Annotated in this window: 20 protein-coding genes; 14 read left to right on the top strand and 6 right to left on the bottom strand. The window is 62.7% G+C overall.

The window, feature by feature from the left end:
• Positions 1-3: 3 nt before the first annotated feature.
• The 11 genes from AC1D1Y_RS11415 (at position 4) to AC1D1Y_RS11365 (ending at position 9291) form a co-directional block, all read left to right on the top strand.
• Entirely contained in the window at positions 4-1173 is a 1170-nt protein-coding gene (locus AC1D1Y_RS11415) for a PepSY-associated TM helix domain-containing protein (protein WP_477682446.1), read from the top strand.
• The gene (locus tag AC1D1Y_RS11410) at positions 1170-1364 is read left to right on the top strand and encodes a hypothetical protein (protein ID WP_477682445.1); all 195 of its coding nucleotides are present in this window, start codon (positions 1170-1172) and stop codon (positions 1362-1364) included. Before AC1D1Y_RS11415 ends, AC1D1Y_RS11410 begins: the two co-directional genes overlap by 4 nt.
• A gap of 189 nt (positions 1365-1553) precedes the next feature.
• Complete coding sequence (locus AC1D1Y_RS11405; protein WP_477682444.1) at positions 1554-2327, top strand: ferredoxin--NADP reductase; 774 nt, start codon at positions 1554-1556, stop codon at positions 2325-2327.
• A gap of 132 nt (positions 2328-2459) precedes the next feature.
• Positions 2460-2936 (top strand): bacterioferritin, encoded by a 477-nt coding sequence (gene bfr / locus AC1D1Y_RS11400; protein WP_477654094.1) that lies wholly within the window; start codon positions 2460-2462, stop codon positions 2934-2936.
• A 383-nt stretch (positions 2937-3319) separates the two neighbouring features.
• A complete protein-coding gene (locus tag AC1D1Y_RS11395; RefSeq protein ID WP_477682443.1) occupies positions 3320-5608 on the top strand; it encodes a TonB-dependent receptor in 2289 nt (762 codons plus the stop codon).
• Between the two features lie 91 nt (positions 5609-5699).
• Entirely contained in the window at positions 5700-6407 is a 708-nt protein-coding gene (locus AC1D1Y_RS11390) for a Fe2+-dependent dioxygenase (RefSeq protein ID WP_477682442.1), read from the top strand.
• A gap of 237 nt (positions 6408-6644) precedes the next feature.
• Positions 6645-6890, top strand: a complete 246-nt coding sequence (locus AC1D1Y_RS11385; RefSeq protein WP_436155071.1) for a (2Fe-2S)-binding protein — start codon at positions 6645-6647, stop codon at positions 6888-6890.
• 132 nt (positions 6891-7022) lie between these two features.
• Positions 7023-7709, top strand: a complete 687-nt coding sequence (locus tag AC1D1Y_RS11380; RefSeq protein WP_436155072.1) for an energy transducer TonB — start codon at positions 7023-7025, stop codon at positions 7707-7709.
• 29 nt (positions 7710-7738) lie between these two features.
• Positions 7739-8452 (top strand): MotA/TolQ/ExbB proton channel family protein, encoded by a 714-nt coding sequence (locus AC1D1Y_RS11375; protein WP_477682441.1) that lies wholly within the window; start codon positions 7739-7741, stop codon positions 8450-8452.
• A 72-nt stretch (positions 8453-8524) separates the two neighbouring features.
• The gene (locus AC1D1Y_RS11370; RefSeq protein WP_477654099.1) at positions 8525-8935 is read left to right on the top strand and encodes an ExbD/TolR family protein; all 411 of its coding nucleotides are present in this window, start codon (positions 8525-8527) and stop codon (positions 8933-8935) included.
• Positions 8936-9078: 143 nt separating this feature from the next.
• The gene (locus AC1D1Y_RS11365) at positions 9079-9291 is read left to right on the top strand and encodes a hemin uptake protein HemP (protein WP_477682440.1); all 213 of its coding nucleotides are present in this window, start codon (positions 9079-9081) and stop codon (positions 9289-9291) included.
• Positions 9292-9500: 209 nt separating this feature from the next.
• Here AC1D1Y_RS11365 and AC1D1Y_RS11360 read toward each other — a convergent pair whose 3' ends face one another.
• The gene (locus tag AC1D1Y_RS11360) at positions 9501-9908 is read right to left on the bottom strand and encodes a GlcG/HbpS family heme-binding protein (protein ID WP_477654101.1); all 408 of its coding nucleotides are present in this window, start codon (positions 9906-9908) and stop codon (positions 9501-9503) included.
• Between the two features lie 191 nt (positions 9909-10099).
• Here AC1D1Y_RS11360 and AC1D1Y_RS11355 point away from each other — a divergent pair, with 191 nt between their 5' ends.
• Positions 10100-10789 carry a Bax inhibitor-1/YccA family protein gene (locus AC1D1Y_RS11355; protein ID WP_477679083.1) on the top strand — a complete coding sequence of 230 codons (690 nt, stop codon included), beginning with the start codon at positions 10100-10102 and terminating at the stop codon, positions 10787-10789.
• Positions 10790-10833: 44 nt separating this feature from the next.
• On the opposite strand, the gene rlmD is transcribed toward AC1D1Y_RS11355, so the two are convergent.
• Positions 10834-12294, bottom strand: coding sequence for a 23S rRNA (uracil(1939)-C(5))-methyltransferase RlmD (gene rlmD, locus AC1D1Y_RS11350; RefSeq protein WP_477682439.1), 1461 nt, complete (start codon positions 12292-12294; stop codon positions 10834-10836).
• Positions 12295-12350: 56 nt separating this feature from the next.
• On the opposite strand from rlmD, the gene AC1D1Y_RS11345 reads away from it, so the two are divergent.
• Positions 12351-12770 carry a VOC family protein gene (locus tag AC1D1Y_RS11345; RefSeq protein WP_477682438.1) on the top strand — a complete coding sequence of 140 codons (420 nt, stop codon included), beginning with the start codon at positions 12351-12353 and terminating at the stop codon, positions 12768-12770.
• 73 nt (positions 12771-12843) lie between these two features.
• Here the strand turns inward: AC1D1Y_RS11345 and AC1D1Y_RS11340 are convergent, their stop codons facing one another.
• The 3 genes from AC1D1Y_RS11340 to surE form a co-directional block, all read right to left on the bottom strand.
• A complete protein-coding gene (locus tag AC1D1Y_RS11340; protein ID WP_477682437.1) occupies positions 12844-13665 on the bottom strand; it encodes a peptidoglycan DD-metalloendopeptidase family protein in 822 nt (273 codons plus the stop codon).
• A 154-nt stretch (positions 13666-13819) separates the two neighbouring features.
• Positions 13820-14689, bottom strand: coding sequence for a protein-L-isoaspartate(D-aspartate) O-methyltransferase (locus tag AC1D1Y_RS11335; protein WP_477682436.1), 870 nt, complete (start codon positions 14687-14689; stop codon positions 13820-13822).
• Between the two features lie 11 nt (positions 14690-14700).
• Positions 14701-15486 (bottom strand): 5'/3'-nucleotidase SurE, encoded by a 786-nt coding sequence (gene surE / locus AC1D1Y_RS11330; protein WP_436155081.1) that lies wholly within the window; start codon positions 15484-15486, stop codon positions 14701-14703.
• 157 nt (positions 15487-15643) lie between these two features.
• On the opposite strand from surE, the gene AC1D1Y_RS11325 reads away from it, so the two are divergent.
• A complete protein-coding gene (locus AC1D1Y_RS11325; RefSeq protein WP_477682435.1) occupies positions 15644-16618 on the top strand; it encodes an NADPH:quinone oxidoreductase family protein in 975 nt (324 codons plus the stop codon).
• A gap of 45 nt (positions 16619-16663) precedes the next feature.
• Here the strand turns inward: AC1D1Y_RS11325 and AC1D1Y_RS11320 are convergent, their stop codons facing one another.
• Positions 16664-17149 (bottom strand): surface-adhesin E family protein, encoded by a 486-nt coding sequence (locus tag AC1D1Y_RS11320; RefSeq protein WP_477682434.1) that lies wholly within the window; start codon positions 17147-17149, stop codon positions 16664-16666.
• Positions 17150-17518 lie beyond the last annotated feature (369 nt).

The following is a 17518-nucleotide window of genomic DNA, read 5'->3' as shown; positions in this document are numbered from 1 at the left end:
ACGATGAACAGCCGCAAAATCAAAACCTGGACCTGGATCCATAAATGGAGCAGCCTGGTCTGCACTGTGTTCATGCTGCTGCTGTGCCTGACCGGCTTGCCGCTGATTTTTCACCATGAGATCGGCCACCTGCTGGGCACGGAAGTGGGAGCGCCAGACCTGCCCAAGGGCACGCCGCGCGCCAGCCTCGACAACGTGATGCAGGTGGCGCAGGCACTGCACCCCGGCAAAGTGCCCATGTTCGCCTCGCACGAGATCGACGACGACCGCTTCTGGTACGTCACGCTGGGCGACACGCCGACCTCCGAGGTCGGAAACAAGACCGTGGCCGTCGATGCGCGCACCGCGGCGGTGCTGGCCCAGCCCAAGTTCGACGAAGGCTTTATGTACATCATGTTCAAGCTGCACGTGGACCTGTTCGCCGGGCTGGCCGGCAAGCTCTTCCTCGGATTCATGGGCCTGTTGCTGCTGGTGGCGATTGTCTCGGGCGCGGTGCTGTACGCGCCCTTCATGCGCAAGCTGGAATTCGGCGCCGTGCGGCAAAGCCGGCCGCGCGCCAAGTGGCTGGACCTGCACAACCTGCTAGGCGTCGTGACGCTGGTATGGGCCTTCACCGTGGGCGCAACCGGCATGATCAACACCTGGGCCGACCTGCTGATCAAGTACTGGCAGTACGATCAGCTCAGTGCGCTGCTGGCGCCCTACCAGGGACAGAAACCACCGGCGCGCCTGGCCTCGGTGCAGCAGGCGGCATCGTCGGCCACCGCGCTCGCGCCCGACATGAAGATGGCCTTCATCGCTTTCCCGGGCACGACCTTTTCCAGCCCGCACCATTACACGGTGTTCCTGCGCGGCAACGAGCCTTTCAACTCGCGGCTGCTCAAGCCTGTGCTGGTGGATGCGGGCACCAATGCGCTCACCGCCAGCCCGCCGCTACCCTGGTACCTCACGGCGCTGCTGGTGTCGCAGCCGCTGCATTTCGGCGACTACGGCGGCATGCCCATGCAGGTCCTCTGGGCGCTGCTGGACGTCGCCACCATCATCGTGCTGGGTAGCGGCCTCTATCTCTGGGTCAAGCGCCGCAATCCGGCCGCGGCTGCGAAGCCTGCTACGTCCGTGGCCGCGCGGGAATCGCATGTTCTTTCCCACAAGGCGCCAGGCGGTGCGGCATGAGCGCGCCACAAACGCCCTTCTGGCGCATGTGGGGCTGGCCCCTGGTGCTGGGGCTTCTCAGTGCCAGCGGGCTGCTGACGGCATTGGTGTCCGACGGCTGGGGTGACTGGTGGGCCTGGCTCGGCCTGGGCTTACCCGTGGCCGTGATGGCCTGGTTCGCATGGGTGCCGCGCAAGCCGGCCAAGCATTGAGTGAAACGGGGCGAAACCTTGGGGCCGACATGGCGGCCAGGTGGACGCACACCATCGCTTCGCGCAGGCGATAAAATACAGCGCTGCTCACGCACGATCTGAAGGCCTGGACTGAAGGAGTGCGCGGCGGCCTCCGCCCTCTTGCATTGTTCAAATTACTTTTCCTTCTTTCCTTCTTCTTTTTTTCACATGAGCGCCTTTAACACCGAACGCATTATTTCCGTCCACCACTGGACCGATACGCTCTTCAGCTTCACCGCCACGCGCGACCCGGGCTTTCGTTTCGTCAATGGCCAGTTCACCATGATCGGCCTGCCGGTGGACGGCAAACCGCTGATGCGCGCCTATAGCGTAGCCAGCGCCAACCATGAGGACCAGCTGGAGTTTTTCAGCATCAAGGTAGCCAACGGCCCGCTGACCTCGCGGCTGCAGCACCTGCAGCCCGGCGACGACATCCTGGTGGGCCGCAAACCCACCGGCACGCTGCTGCTGCAAAATCTGCTGCCCGGCAAGACCCTGTGGCTGCTGGCCACTGGCACGGGCCTCGCCCCCTTCCTCTCGCTGATCAAGGACCCCGACACCTATGAGCGCTTTGAGCGAGTGGTGCTGGTGCACGGCTGCCGCACCAGCGCCGAGCTGGCCTACCGCGGCTTGATCGAGCACGAGTTGCACGAGCATGAGTTCCTGGGCGAACTGGTGCGCGGGCGGCTGCTTTATTACCCGACCGTGACACGTGAGCGCTTTCGCAACGAAGGACGCATCACCGAGCTCATGCAGTCGGGCAAGCTCTACAGCGACCTCAGCCTGCCGGCGCTCTCGGCGGACAACGATCGCCTGATGCTGTGCGGCAGCCCCGACATGCTGCGCGACATCAAGGCCATGCTGGAAGCACAGGGCCTGGAAGAAGGCAATATGCAGCACGCTGGCCACTTCGTGGTGGAGCGCGCCTTCGCTGAGCGCTGAGCGCCGATTCGCTGCAATACGAACAGTTCTCACAATCAAACGCAAGCAGACCGCGAGAGCAGGGGAATGCTTGAGTTGTCGCCTGCGCCCAGTGACAATGAGAGATCCGCACAACAACGATAAGGAATTCCCATGAAAGGCGACGCAAAAGTCATCGCTCACCTGCAGGCGCAGCTCAAGAACGAACTGACGGCCATCAACCAGTACTTTTTGCACTACCGCATGTACAAGCACTGGGGCCTGGACAAGCTGGCCAAGAAGGAATACGAGGAATCCATCGGCGAAATGAAGCACGCCGACAAGCTGATGGACCGCATCTTCATGCTTGACGGCCTGCCCAACTTGCAGGACCTGGGCAAGCTGATGATCGGCGAGGACGTGCTGGAGGCCTTGAACTGCGACCTCAAAGCCGAAACCGGTGCACAGGCAACGATCAAGGACGGCATTGCCCACTGCGAAAGCGTTCGCGATTACGTCTCGCGCGACCTGCTCCAGGAAATCCTGGACGACACCGAAGAACACATCGACTTCCTGGAAACCCAGATCGAACTGGTCGCCAAGGTCGGCGTGCAGAACTACCTGCAAAGCCAGATGGGTGAAGTCAGCTAGTCACGCGGCAACCGGGCAAACGCCCGTCGCGCGCAAAAATGGGGCCAGCGGGCCCCATTGTCGTTTTCAGAGATCTCCGAGTGGCAGCCTTCCGGTTTGCGTTGCAGCGCAGTCCCCATCTTTCTCCAAGCCCGTGCGGCCTTAAAACACCCCGCGCATTCGTTTTTGGCATTTCCGCCACAAAAAGCCGCCCTTCCCGCACGCGTTCTTCATCGTTTCGAAACAAGATATTACGAATCATTATCATTTGATATACACTTCGAGCGAACTTTTCGCGCCAGCCAACTCGTCTCGCCAACCGGTGATTTCGAGCCAGCCAAGCATTTTTTCCTGAACCCGGTCCGCCTGCCGAATGGCTGGCTGGACCCTGCTTGGAGGCCATCTTGGCACACCCGTCCGCTCGCGCCGCAYGACCTGCGCGCAACAAAAAAAACCGCAATGCCGGTACTAACAACAACGTCTCCCCTCTCGCTGCACCAGCGTCCGACAAAGCCCTGTTGCCGCTGGGCGCGCTGATGCTGGCGGTTTCGGTGTCCGGATGGGCGCAAAGCGTCACGCCTGCTCCCGCCGCCGCAGGCACCACCTCCTCCACGCCGGCCGAAGGCAAAAGCCTGGCCCCCGTCACCGTCACGGGTACCCGCGACCGCGCGAACCAGACCTACCAGAGCGGCGTCACCAGCGTCGGCAAGATGCCCGTGCCCGCCAAAGACATCCCACAGTCGCTGACGGTGGTCAACGAAAAGCTGATTCACGACCAGGGCAAGGACAGCTTCAAGAGCGCGCTCGAAAACGTCATCGGCATCACCTTTGAAGCCGGTGAAGGCGGCCGGGTTGGCGACAACGTCCGCTTGCGCGGCTTCAGCGCCGCCGGCGACATGTATTCCGACGGTATGCGCGACATCGCCCAGTACAACCGCGACCTGTTCAACGTCGAGCGCGTGGAAGTGCTGCGCGGCGCGGCGTCCATGCTGTTCGGCCGCGGTTCCACCGGCGGCATCATCAACCAGGTCAGCAAACAGGCACGCCTGATCACCGAACACGAGGTGAACGCCACCGTCGGCACCAAGGGCTACCAGCGCTACCAGGGCGACTTCAACTTCAAGCTCGGTGATGACGCGGCCTTGCGGATCAACGCCATGGCCACCGACAGCGACGGCCGCGGCGACAACGCCAGCGCCTCCACCCACCGCCGCGGCCTGGCGCTGGACTACCGCTTCGGCATCGGCACGGCCAACGAATTTGAGGTCAGCTACTACCACCTGCATTACAACGACAAGCCCGACTGGGGCTTTGCGTGGTTCAACAGCCGCCCCGCACCCCTGACCGAAAAATTCTGGTACGGCCTGAACACCGACTTCCAGAACGACAAGGCCGACGCCGTCACCTTGAGCCACACCCACCGCTGGGCCGACGGCAGCAGCCTGAAGACCACTGTGCGTGATGGCTACTACTCGCGCACGCTGCGCGCCACACAGGCCAGCTTCGCCGCCGGCACCACGCTGGCCAACCTGAACGCCAATACCCTGGTCAGCCGCGGCAACACCAGCGCCGGCAATGCCAAGGCGGGCAACGAGCACCACACCTTCCTGCAAACCGACTACCTCACCACCACCCAGTGGTTCGGCCGCAAGAACAGCCTGCTGATCGGCGCCGAGTACGCGGTCGAAAATTCAGATCGCCTCAGCTACCCTCTCCTGACGGGTGCCAAACCGGGCACCACGGTGGGCAACCCGATCAGCACCGGCATCGGCGGCAACTACACGCAGCGCCTGGAAACGTCGTTCAAGGCCACCACGCTGGGCCTGTACATGCAGGACACGATTGACCTCACGCCTTACTGGAAGCTGGTCGCCGGCCTGCGCGTCGACAACTTCAAGGCCGACTACGATCGTCCCACCGGTGCGCCCCCCAACAATGGAAGGCTCTCCAGGTCCGACAGCCTGTTGAGCAAACGCCTGGGCGTGATGTACCAGCCGACCGACGAGGTCAGCTACTACGCCGCCTATGGCACGTCGTTCAACACTTCGGGCGACCTGTACCAGTTCGACCCGAACTCGGCCAATACGGCGCCTGAAAGCAGCCGCAACATGGAAATCGGCGCCAAGTGGGAACTCTACGGCGGCGACCTTTCGCTGCGCGCAGCACTGGCCCGCACCGAGAAGTACAACGAGCGCAACACCGACATCGATACCAACACCAACTCCTATCTGTTGTCCGGCAAGCGCCACACCGACGCACTCGAATTCGAGGTCGCCGGCCGCATCACGCCGCAATGGGATGTCTTTGCCGGCATCGGCTTCCTGAAGGCCAGGATCGACCAATCGGGTTCCAACGCAGCGGGCCAGGCCGAAGTCGGGCAGAACCCGGGCCTGAGCCCGAGCCGCCAAGCCACCCTGTTCACCACCTACCGCATCGGCGACAAGTGGCGCATCGGCGGCGGCTTCACCGGCGTCAGCACCAACAAGCCGGCCAACAGTGTCACCAGCACCAACCGCGCGCCGGGCTATGTGAAGGCCGATGCACTGCTGGAATATCGCATCAACGAAGGCAACACCGTCAAGCTCAACATCGACAACGTGTTTAACAAGGTGTACTACAACACGCTGTACCGCGGCTTTGTGGCGCCCGGCGACGCACGCAGCGTGCGCGTGACGCTGACCAGCAAATTCTGATTTCAAAAAGAACTTTTTCCAAGGTTTCAGGCACCTGGGGGATACTCCGGGTGCCTTTTTTCATTTCAGCGCTCTTTCCGGAGATTCCTCCATGCTGCTCCGCATTCACCAAGCCCTCCAGCCAGCCGAACTCGCGCAGGTCCGCCAGCTGATCCTGGGCACCGACTGGGCCGACGGCCGCATCACCGCCGGCAGCCAGAGCGGCACTGTCAAAAACAACCTGCAGCTGCCGGAAGACCTGCCGGCAGCCCAGCAAGCCCGCCACATCGTGTCGGTAGCGCTGGCCCGCAACCCCATGTTCGTCACCGGCGCGCTGCCAAAGTCGGTTTACCCGCCGCTTTTCAACCGCTATGGCGGCGACGCCAACAATTTCGGCAACCACATCGACAATGCCGTGCGCACGCATGCCGCCACCGCGCGCCACGTGCGCACCGACATCTCCTGCACGCTGTTCCTGAGCGATCCCACCAGCTACGACGGCGGCGAATTGGTGGTCCAGGACACCTACGGCGAACAACGCATCAAGTTCGAGGCTGGCGACCTCGTGATGTATCCAGGCACCTCCGTGCATCGCGTGGAGCCGGTCACGCGCGGTGAACGGCTGGCCTGCTTTTTCTGGATCGAGAGCATGGTCCGCTCCGATGCCCAGCGCCGCCTTCTCTACGAAATGGACATGGCCATCACCTCGCTACGCCAGAAAGACCTGGAACGCGCGGCCCAAGGCGTCCCCGAGAGCCCGGAAGTGGTGCGGCTGACCGGCTGTTATCACAACCTGCTGCGCATGTGGGCTGAGGTTTAGCGCTCTTTCCGAGTATCCCCTGCCCCCAAGGGGTGTTGCCTCAGAAGACTACTAAATTCATAGCACTATAAGCATGCCCGACAAGGGAAGCAGGCCTGTTTCAAGCTAAAAAGTCGACGGCTGGCGGAGGCTTGGCGGCAGGTCGGCGCGGAAATAAACTTTCCTCGATTGCAAATGCGATAGATTCGCATTTATAATCGGCGTACCGATTGAATCAATCCCCAGCCAAGCCCATCCATGATTGTTTGCGTCTGCCGCCGAATCTCCGACCGCGAAATTGCCCGTCATGCCCGCGCGGGCCTGGGCTTTGACGAGATCCAGTTCGAACTCGGCGTGGCCACCCAGTGCGGCCAATGCGAAGGCTGCGCCCGTGACGTGGTGGCGCAGTGCAGCACCAGCTGTCCGACCGCCAACATCAAGCTCGCCACCCATACACAGGAAGGCAGCCCATGGCACATCTTGCAACACTCAGCTCAAGCCTGATTGCGGCGCTTCCCGCCAGCCTGATCCTGGTGATAGTTTCCACGTGGTGGATCTTCCGCCGCTGATTCTGCTCAAACACTGATTGAACTGGGCCCGCGGCACGCACGCGGCCATTTTCCCCACCCATTCCCGATGACCGCCACCGCCTTCTCCACCGCCCCGCGCCCGCCCGCGCCGCGCCAGCCCCTGAGCCGAAATGCCGTGATCGCCCTGGTGGTGGTCGGCCTGCATATAGGCTTCATCTGGGCACTGCAAAGCGGCCTGCTGATGCGCGCCGCCGAAATCGTGGTGCCTGCGGAAATCCTGACGCAATTCATCGATCCGCCCGCCCCCAAGGTAGAGCCCGTACCGCCCACCCCGCCTACACCGACCGTGCAGAAAAAGGCCGTGGCCAAGGCACCCGTAAAACCGGCGCCCCAACCCCTGGCCATCCAGGACCCCACACCTTCGCCGAATGCCCCGACGGGCGTGGTCACACCGCCGCTTCCGCCAGCGCCCGTGGCCGTGGCCCCAGTCGCGCCGCCCGCGCCTCCCGCCGTACAGCTGCCCTCCAGCGACGCCGACTATCTGCAGAACCCGAAGCCGCCTTATCCCCCCATCAGCAGACGCCTGGGCGAACAGGGCAAGGTGCTCTTGCGCGTGCTCATCGGCGTGGACGGCCAGCCAAAGAAAGCTGAAATTCGCAAGTCAAGCGGATTTGACCGGCTCGACCAGGCAGCCATGACCGCCGCCATGCGCTGGCGTTATGTGCCAGGCAAGCGGGGCGGCGTAGCCGAAGAGATGTGGTCAGAAGTGCCCATCAATTTCGTTCTAGAGTAATTTTTCTGAAAACCGTGGAGTATTGATTCATGAATTCCCAATTCGGCCTTGCCAACGTCTGGAGCCAGGGCGATATCGTCACCAAATCCGTGGCTTTGTTGCTGCTGGCGATGTCGCTGGCCTCGTGGATGGTCATCATCATCAAATCATTGGACCTCATCAAATACAAGCGCATCGCGCGCGCAGCCGAAGACTTCTGGCACAGCGAGGATTTCGCGGCCGGCCTGACCAAGCTGGGCGGTGACCCCACCAACCCGTTTCGCCAGTTGGCCCTGGAAGGCCGTGAAGCCACACTGCACCACCGCAATACCAAAGCGCACCTGCATGACGCTTTGGACGTAAGCGACTGGGTCACGCGCACGCTGCGCAACGCCATCGACGAATTCACCGCCAAGCTGCAATCCGGCCTGGCCATCCTGGCCTCGGTCGGCTCGACCGCCCCCTTCGTCGGCCTGTTCGGCACCGTGTGGGGCATCTACCATGCGCTGCTGTCCATAGGCGCGGCCGGCCAGGCGACCATCGACAAGGTGGCCGGCCCCATCGGCGAGTCGCTGATCATGACGGCCCTGGGCCTGGCCGTGGCGATTCCTGCGGTGCTGGGCTACAACGCGCTGGTGCGCGGCAACAAGGGCGTGCTGCAAAAGCTCAGCCGTTTCGCGCACGACCTGCATGCCTACTTCGTGACCGGCGCCCGCGTGAGCGCCGGCGGCCAGGCCAATGTCGTTCCGATGAAAAAGGCCTGAGCGCCTCCCACACCCTACCCGGTCTCGCCGCCAAAAGCAGCCAGGCCCCCTATTCAGTGACCGAGAAGCACCATGGCCTTTGGAACCCAAGACGACAGCGATGACGTGATGAACGAGATCAACATGACGCCCATGGTGGACATCATGCTGGTGCTGCTCATCATCTTTATCATCACGGTCCCCGTGATGAAGCACTCCGTCAACATCGACCTGCCGCGCGCCTCCAACGAAGCGCAGAACATCAAGCCGGAGACGGTTCGCCTCAGCGTGGACGCCGAAGGCAGCTATTTCCTCAACGAAACCAAAATCACCGATGAAGAGCTGGGCACCCAGCTCAAGACCGCGGCGGCCCAGAACCCGCAGCCCGAACTGCACATCCGCGGCGACAAGTCGGTGCGTTACGAACGCGTGGCGCAGGCAATGGCGGCCGCGCAGCAAGCCGGCCTGCGCAAGATCGGCTTTATCACCGAGCCAAAAAACTGATCCAGTGAATCAAGGCCTGCCAGAAGAACCACTGGACAGGTCTTTTTCATTGACATAAAAAAACACTTCGCAGCCCAAATTCGCTTGACTTTCAAATGAGAATGGTTATCATTAACTCAACGAAACCCAAACAGGTTTAAACCATGTCTATCGCACTGCCCCCCTCCAACACCTTGAGCCTTCCTGCTCGCGCCCCCGTGCACACAGAGACCGCTTCAGGCAGCCAGGGCGGCTCCGCGGCCACGGTCAACAGCACGGAAATCCTGCGCGGACAAAAGGCCGTCGAGATCAACCACAACGGGTCAACTTACCGCCTGCAGGCCACGCGCCTGGGAAAATTGATCCTGACCAAATAAGCTCGCGCACCATAGCGACGGCACATTTCTTTTCATCGAGAGTTTCATCGTGGGGCGATCCGGGGCTATCAAGCTCCCAAGGTCGTTTTTAGCCAGCCACCGACTCCCCGGAGTTGTTTAGCCAGGCTTTTTTTCCTGATGCTTTCCCTGCTCCCGCCAACAAAAAAGCCGACCCCTGGTCGGCTTTTTCATGCTCCTGGCAGCAGGATCTAGAGGCCGATAGCGGCCATGCCCGCACGGGCAATCTGCGCATCTTCACTCGATTTCACACCACTCACACCCACGGCGCCAATGCATTGCCCATCCTTGATGATGGGCACGCCGCCCTCCAGCATGCCCTGGAGATACGGCGCCGACAGAAAGGACATGCGCCCGCCGTTGATGACATCTTCATAGATCTTGCTATCGCGGCGGCCCATGGCGGCGGTATTGGCCTTGGAAGGTGCGAGGTGCGAGGAGATAGGCGGCGCGCCGTCCAGGCGCTGCAGGTGCAGCAGGTGGCCGCCGTCGTCGACGATGGCAATGGTCACGGCCCAGTTGTTCTTGAGGGCTTCCGCCTCGGCGGCGGCGGCGATGGTTTTGACGTCGGCGAATTCAAGCACTGCTTTTGATTTCATGGTCTTCAGGATTTCCGGGTTTATTGGCAAAGATACCGAGCATACGCAAATTCGAGGGCGTCTTTCACGCCCATTGCCGCCAAATTAGCTTATAGAACCCTTACAAAAAGTAGGGGGTGAGGGCTGGAAAAACCGCAATGCACCCTAAAATAATCTTGCCCGCATTTGCTGGCGCCCTGGAGACGACTCTCATGACTGACAATGTTCAAACCCTCGACTATGGCGTTGCCACAAGCGTCGAGCAACGCAACAAGGTCCTGCGCAACACTTACTGGTTGCTGGCCCTGAGCCTGTTGCCCACCGTGCTGGGCGCCTGGCTGGGCGTGGCGACCGGCATCACTCGCTCGCTATCCGGCGGGTTGGGCCTGATCGTGTTCCTGGGCGGCGCATTCGGCTTTATCTTCGCCATTGAGAAGACCAAAAACTCGGCCGCCGGCGTGCCTGTGCTGCTGGGCTTTACCTTCTTCATGGGCCTGATGCTCTCGCGCATGATTGCCATGGTGCTGGGCTTCAGCAACGGCGCATCGCTGGTCATGACGGCCTTTGCCGGCACGGCAGGCGTGATGTTCGTGATGGCCAGCCTGGCCACCGTCATCAAGCGCGACCTGAGCGGCATGAGCAAATGGCTGTTTGCCGGCGCCCTGGTCATCATGGTGGCGGCCGTCATCAACGTGTTTGTCGGTTCGACCATGATGATGGCGGTGATCAGCACCCTGGCCATAGCCGTGTTCAGCGCCTACCTGCTGTATGACCTGAAACAGGTGATCGACGGCGGCGAAACCAACTACATCAGCGCCACCCTGGCCATTTACCTGGACCTGTTCAACATCTTCCAGAGCCTGCTGGCCCTGCTGGGGATCTTCGGCGGCGAGAGGGACTGAGCGTCCCCGCCACTCGCAAAAAAGGAGCCCTCGGGCTCCTTTTTTTATGCCCGCTCGAATACCGCGATGGACTCCACATGCGCCGTGTGCGGAAACATGTTGACCACGCCCGCCGCGGTGCAGCGCCAGGCACCGCTTTCCACCAGCACGCCCGCGTCCCGCGCCAGGGTGGCCGGATTGCAACTCACGTAGACGATGCGCCGGGGCGGTGTCCAGCCGTTCAGGGCCAGGCTTTGCTGGTGCTCGCCGTCGTCGCAGGGAACGCCGCTCACGATCTGTTGTTGCAGGGCCGCAAGCGATTTGAACAACTCAAACGCACCTTCGCGCGGCGGGTCCACCAGCCATTTGTCGGCGGCGCCGTCCTTGACCAGCATGGCCGGCGTCATTTCAAACAGGTTGCGCGCCACAAACCGGGTCGGGGCCAATGCCCGGCGAGCGAGTGATGCGCTCCTGTTTCTCTCAAAATTCTCGCGGGAACGGGCTACCAACACTTCACTGCCCTCGATGCCGAGCACTTCCCGGGCGCGTGTCGCCAGCGGCAGCGTGAAATTGCCCAGCCCGCAAAACCAGTCGATCACCCGTTCATCCGGCTGCACGGCCAGCAGGCGCAAGGCGCGCGAAACCAGCACCTGGTTGATCTGCGGGTTGACCTGGGTGAAATCGGTCGGCTTGAAGGGCATGGTGATACCGAACTCGGGCAGGCCGTAGCTCAGTTCTTCGGCGGCATCGTCAAGCAGTTTCACCGTTTCCAGCCCGCCCGGCTGCAGCCACCATTGCAGGCCCGGGTGGGCCGCGGCAAAGGCGCGCAGGCGTGCCAGGTCGCCCTCGCTGAGCGCTTCCATGTGGCGCAGCACCATGGCCGTCACATCGTCGCCGCAGGCCAGTTCGATCTGCGGCAGGGTCTCTTTCGCGTCCATGGCGCCGATCAACTCGCGCAACGGCACCAGCATGTCGCTGACGTGGCGGGGCAGCACATGGCATTCGCTCATGTCGGCCACATAGCTGCTTTTGCGCTCATGAAAGCCCACCAGCACGGTGCCCTTTTTGCGTACATAGCGCACCGACAGCCGCGCGCGGTAGCGATAGCCCCAGGCCGGCCCCTCGATGGGCCGCAGCAGGCCGTCCGCCTTAAGCTTGCCGATGTGCCGGAGGTTGTCTTCCAGCACGCGCTGCTTCACGGCCACCTGCGCGCCCACATGCAGGTGCTGCATCTTGCAGCCGCCGCAGGCGCCGGTGTGCATGCCGAAATGCGGGCAGGCCGGGCGCACGCGCTGGGACGATTCGCGGTGGATCGCCATCACCACGGCCTTTTCAAAGCTGCTTTTCTTGCGGTAAACATTGGCCGTCACTTGCTCGAAAGGCAACGCGCCCTCGATGAACACTACTTTGCCGTCGGGCCTGTGGGCAATGCCTTGAGCCTCGATGTCAAGCGATTCGACCTCGAGCACGTCCGGCGGGTAGTCCGCGGCGGCGGCTGGCTTCGATGTGGGGCTTTCTTCTGTCATAGGCCAATTGTCTCAGGCTGCGGTACCATTTTCTGGGCACCCGCAAAGGAATGACGATGGAACTTCGCATCTGCATCGACGTTGACGACATGGAGCGCGCCGTCGCGTTCTATACGCAAGGGCTGGGGCTGCGCGTGGGCCGCCGCTTCAAGAGCGACTTCGTGGAAATCCTGGGCGCCGGCAGCCCTATAGACTTGCTCTTCAACGCACCGGGCACGCGGCCCATCGCCGGTGGGCCCGGTAGCGAGACCACCCGCCACTACAGCCGCCACTGGACGCCCGTACATCTGGATTTCGTCGTGGAGGACATCGATGCCGCCGTGCTGCGGCTGCGGCAGCACGGCGCGGTGCTGGAAATGCCGGTGGCCGAGCGCGTCTGGGGACGCATCGCCGGGCTGGCCGATCCTTTCGGCCACGGCCTGGATCTGCTGGAATTCAAGGGCCGCGGCTACGACGAAATCCTTCAACCGCATTGAGGCAGCAAAACGGCGCGGCAAAGAAAAAGGAGCCGGGCGCTAGCCGGGCTCCTTTTGTCGTCGCTTTGGGCGTTTACTTGGCAGGCAGGTATTTGGCCGGGTCCACCGGTTTGCCCTGGCGGCGAATTTCAAAATGCAGCTTCACGCGATCCGCGTCGCTATTGCCCATTTCCGCGATCTTCTGGCCCTTCTTGACATTCTGGTCTTCCTTCACCAGCAGCGTCTGGTTGTGCGCATAAGCCGTGAGGAAGGTGTTGTTGTGCTTGAGGATGACCAGGTTGCCGTAGCCGCGCAAGCCTGCCCCCGCATACACCACACGCCCGTCGGCGGAGGCCACCACCGCATCGCCGGCTTTGCCGGAGATATCCAGGCCCTTGTTCTTGGCTTCGTCAAAGCCCGCCACCATGGCGCCTTGCGCGGGCCAGATCCAGGCGATGTCTTCCTCACCCGTCGCGGCCGGTGCCGGGCCGGCGCTGGCGGGCGCCGATGCGGGCTTCGCAGCGCTGGCGGCTTGCGCGGGCGCCGTGCTGGACGCTGGCGCCGAGCCCGGCGACACCGGACGAGTCACTACCAAGGGGTTTTCGCTGGTCGGCGGCACGACGCGCAGCACCTGCCCCACTTCGATGATGTTGGGGTTCTCAAGGTTGTTCCAGCGCACGATGTCGCGCCAGTTCTGGCCGTTCTCCAGGCCGATACGGATCATGGTGTCACCGGGCTTGACCGTGTAGTAGCCGGGTTTGCCGGCGTTTTCAAAGCCGGGCAGTTGCTTGACGTTGCCGGCGTCCACGGCGCCCGGAGCCGGCCGCGACCCGAAGGTCCCGCGGTCTTCCACTGGTGCATTGGTAGGGGATCGCGAGGCGCAGCCCGCCGCAACGAGCAGCACGGCGGCAAGCATGCAGGACAGAGCCAGCCTGCCGGGCCTGGAGCGGGTTGAAGGCAGGGCGACTGCCCTGTTCGACCGTACGGTTTGATTCATTGCTTCTTTCGTCTTCAATCTTGACTGACTTGCCTGGATCACAAAGCCCATGGGGACTTCCGGAGCCAGGCCTCTAGCTTGTTCCCGATTTTAAAGGCACAAAGTGGACGGCCTCCAGCAAGGTCTGCCTGATGCCCTGGGGGGTTTTGTCCACCACCACCAACGCTTGCGCGCCGCCGGCCGTCTGCATGGGCGCCACCAGCCGTCCGCCCACGGCCAGCTGGTCTATCCAGGCCGGAGGGATGGCTTCACCGCCCGCCGCGGCGATGATGGCCGCATAGGGCGCGCCCTTGGCGTAGCCCATCATGCCATCCCCAAAGAGCAGGTGCACATTGGGCAGCCGCAAAGTCCGCAGGTTCTCCCTGGCTTTCTCATGCAGGCCGCGCAGCCGCTCTATGCTGTAGACCTCGGTGGCCAGGTGGCTCAGCACGGCGGCCTGGTAGCCGCAGCCGGTGCCGATCTCCAGCACCCGGCCCAATTTCCCCGCATTGCCCTTCGCGCCGTGGCGCAACAGCTCGATCATGCGGGCCACCACATTGGGTTTGGAGATGGTCTGCCCCAGGCCTATCGGCAGGCTGGTGTCTTCGTAGGCCTGGTTGACCAGCGCGGAGTCGACAAAACGGTGGCGTTCCACCAGCCCCATGGCGGCTAGCACCTGAGGGTCGCTGACGCCCTGCGCCGCGAGCTTGGCGACCATGCGCGTGCGCACGGCTTGCGAGTCCAGTCCCACACCGCCTGGCCTCGTAGGGGCGGCAGGCGCGGTCTTCTTCAGGACATTGGGGACGCCCACCACAGGCCGAGCACTGGAAGCGGGTAATTTTGTCGCCGACGGAACACCCGCATCGGGCTTGAGGCGCACCGGGAAGGCCGGGCGTGGCGCCACGTCTGGCGTCTTCGGGGCCTTGGCCGAAGGATTAAAAGGCGGCTTGAGGCTGGGTTTCATGCGTCAGGCCTTCAGTGCGACCCGGTCAGCCTGGCGGCTGTCTGGGCCCAATACGGCAGGCGCTCGTGGTCGGTCAAATCCACCTGCAGCGGCGTGATGGACACAAACTTCTGGCTGGTGGCGTAAAAATCAGTGCCGTCGCCGGCTTCCTTCGCGGGCCCCGCGCCACCTATCCAGTACATGGTCTCGCCGCGCGGGCTGGTCTGCATGATGACGCGCTCGGCCGCATGGCGGCGCCCCAGGCGGGCCACTTTCACGCCGCGAATCTCGTCGTCAGGCAGGTTGGGAATATTCACGTTGAGCAGCCAGGGCGGCACGGTGGGCTCCGCACCCTCAGCCACGTTTTCCAGCGAAGGGATCAGCTGTTGCACCAGTTCGGCCGCGCGCCTGGCGGCGACGTCGATATGGGCCCAGCCTTTTTCGGTCTGCGAAAACGCGATGGACGGGATGCCGAACAGGTAGCCCTCCATGGCCGCACCCACCGTGCCGGAGTAAATCGTGTCGTCGCCCATATTGGCGCCATTGTTGATGCCTGACACCACCAGGTCGGGCCGGTAGCCCAACAAGCCGGTCAGTGCGATGTGGACACAGTCGGCCGGCGTGCCGTTGATGTAGCGAAAGCCATTGGCCGCCGTCTGCACGTACATCGGCGAGTGCAGGGTCAGCGCGTTGGATTTGGCGCTGTTGTTGTGCTCGGGCGCCACCACCTCGACATCCGCAACGGTTTTAAGCGCTTCGTAGAGGGCGATGATGCCGGAAGCCTGGTAACCGTCGTCGTTGCAGATGAGAATTTTCATGGAGTGATTTTACGGTCACGGCCGTGACAGCCCGGACGTATTTGGGACTGGCGAGGACGCTTGCTTTGCCTATGATGCAGTCAAGGTGCCGCCCTCCCCGTTTTCCGCCTCTCTGGCGTGTCGCCGCACTCCACCCTCACCTCACCGGAGACCTCCCATGCAAGCCTGGCTTTGTGAAAATCCCACCGGCGTAGACGCCCTGGCCTGGAAAGAACTGCCGACGCCGCAACCCAAGGCCGGCGAAGTCCTGATTGAAATCAAGGCTGCCAGCCTGAATTTTCCCGACCTGCTGATCGTGCAGAACAAATACCAGATCAAGCCGCCCCTGCCCTTTGTGCCGGGCTCCGAATATGCCGGTGTCGTCCAGGCCGTGGGGGAAGGCGTCAAGCACCTCCAGGTGGGGCAGAACGTCGCCTGCCTCTCGGGCACAGGCGGCTTCGGCACGCACACGATCGCGCCTGCAGCCCTGTGCATGCCGCTGCCGAAAGGCTTTTCTTATGTGGACGCCGCCGCGTTCATCATGATTTACGCCACGTCCTGGCATGCCCTGATGGACCGCGCGCAGCTGAAGGCAGGCGAGACCGTGCTAGTGCTAGGCGCCGCGGGCGGCGTGGGCACCGCCGCCATCCAGATCGCCAAGGCCGCCGGTGCCCGCGTGATCGCGGCCGCATCGACGGATGAGAAGTGCGCGCTCTGCACTTCCATCGACGCGGACGCCACCATCAACTACAGCACGAAAAACCTGCGCGATGAAATCAAGGCACTGACCGACGGTAAGGGGCCGGACGTGATCTACGACCCGGTGGGCGGCGACTTTGCCGAGCCAGCCTTCCGCTCCATCGCCTGGCGCGGCCGCTATTTGGTCGTTGGCTTCGCCTCGGGCCCCATCCCCGCCCTGCCGCTGAACCTGACGCTGCTCAAGGGCGCCTCCATCGTGGGCGTGTTCTGGGGTGACTTTGCCAGGCGCGAGCCCAAAGCCAATGCCGCCATGATGGCCGAGTTGGCAGGCTGGTACGCACAAGGCAAGATCAAGCCGGTGATAGACCGCACCATGCCCATGAGCGAACTCAAGGCCGCCTACGCCCACATGGGCTCGCGCGGCGTCAAGGGCAAGCTGGTCATGGTCAACTGACTTCCCCCGGTGCCTGCGGCGGCGCCGCAGGCACCGCGTCCCGCGCTAATTGTTGGTCACGTTCTTGACGCTGCACGCGGCCTTGATGATGCGCGCATTGGGGTCGTCGTCAGTGTCCTTGAAGATCATCGGACGTATGTCATCACCGGCATAAGTGGTGATCCGGAAAGGCTCGCCGCGAAAATCCGGCAAGGCATAAAAAGCCGCCTTCACATAACGGGCGATTTGCTGAGTGCAGTCGATCTGCACCTCAGTCGCCACTGAGCGGAACTGAAGGCCCTCGCCGGCGGGGGCCCATTGCGTCGCGCGGTTGATGCGTACCTGAATGCGCCGCTGGTCATCCTTGATGTCGATAGCGGCCACGTTGACTTGGACATAGTGACTCGCGGAATTGGCGGGATCGCCGGTAACGGTAAGCCAGGTATCCGCCGCATGCGCGGCTGCCGCCACCAGCACTGCTGCCAGGGACATGGCCGGCAGCCGGATGAGGGCCCATCCGGCCGAGGCGAGAAGACTCAATGTGGGAAACAAGGCATTCCTGTCGTGAAGGGCGGCGTCCCTAAAGGAATGTAAGGGGGCCTGGGTGGATGGCCGGCAAACAGCTTGAAACAGGTACCGGCATCTGTATCTTGCAGCACATCGATAGCGGGCACGTTTCGAATTGTGACCCCGGGGCGTTCACCGGAACGGATGGCCGGCGTGCCGCCAAAGAAAAAATCCCGCGTACCAAACGGCACGCGGGACTTCAGATACTGGGGTGGCTGATGGGGCTCGAACCCACGACAACAGGAATCACAATCTGGCGGTCAAAACCAATATACATGCGGGCTGCGGCGTGATTCTTGGGAATATTTTCGCTGATTTCATAGCGATTTGGTGCGGCTTCGCGGCTGTTCGTTC

This window comes from Polaromonas sp. P1_G1 (assembly GCF_056405595.1).
This window is presented reverse-complemented; position numbering and strand designations above follow the sequence as displayed.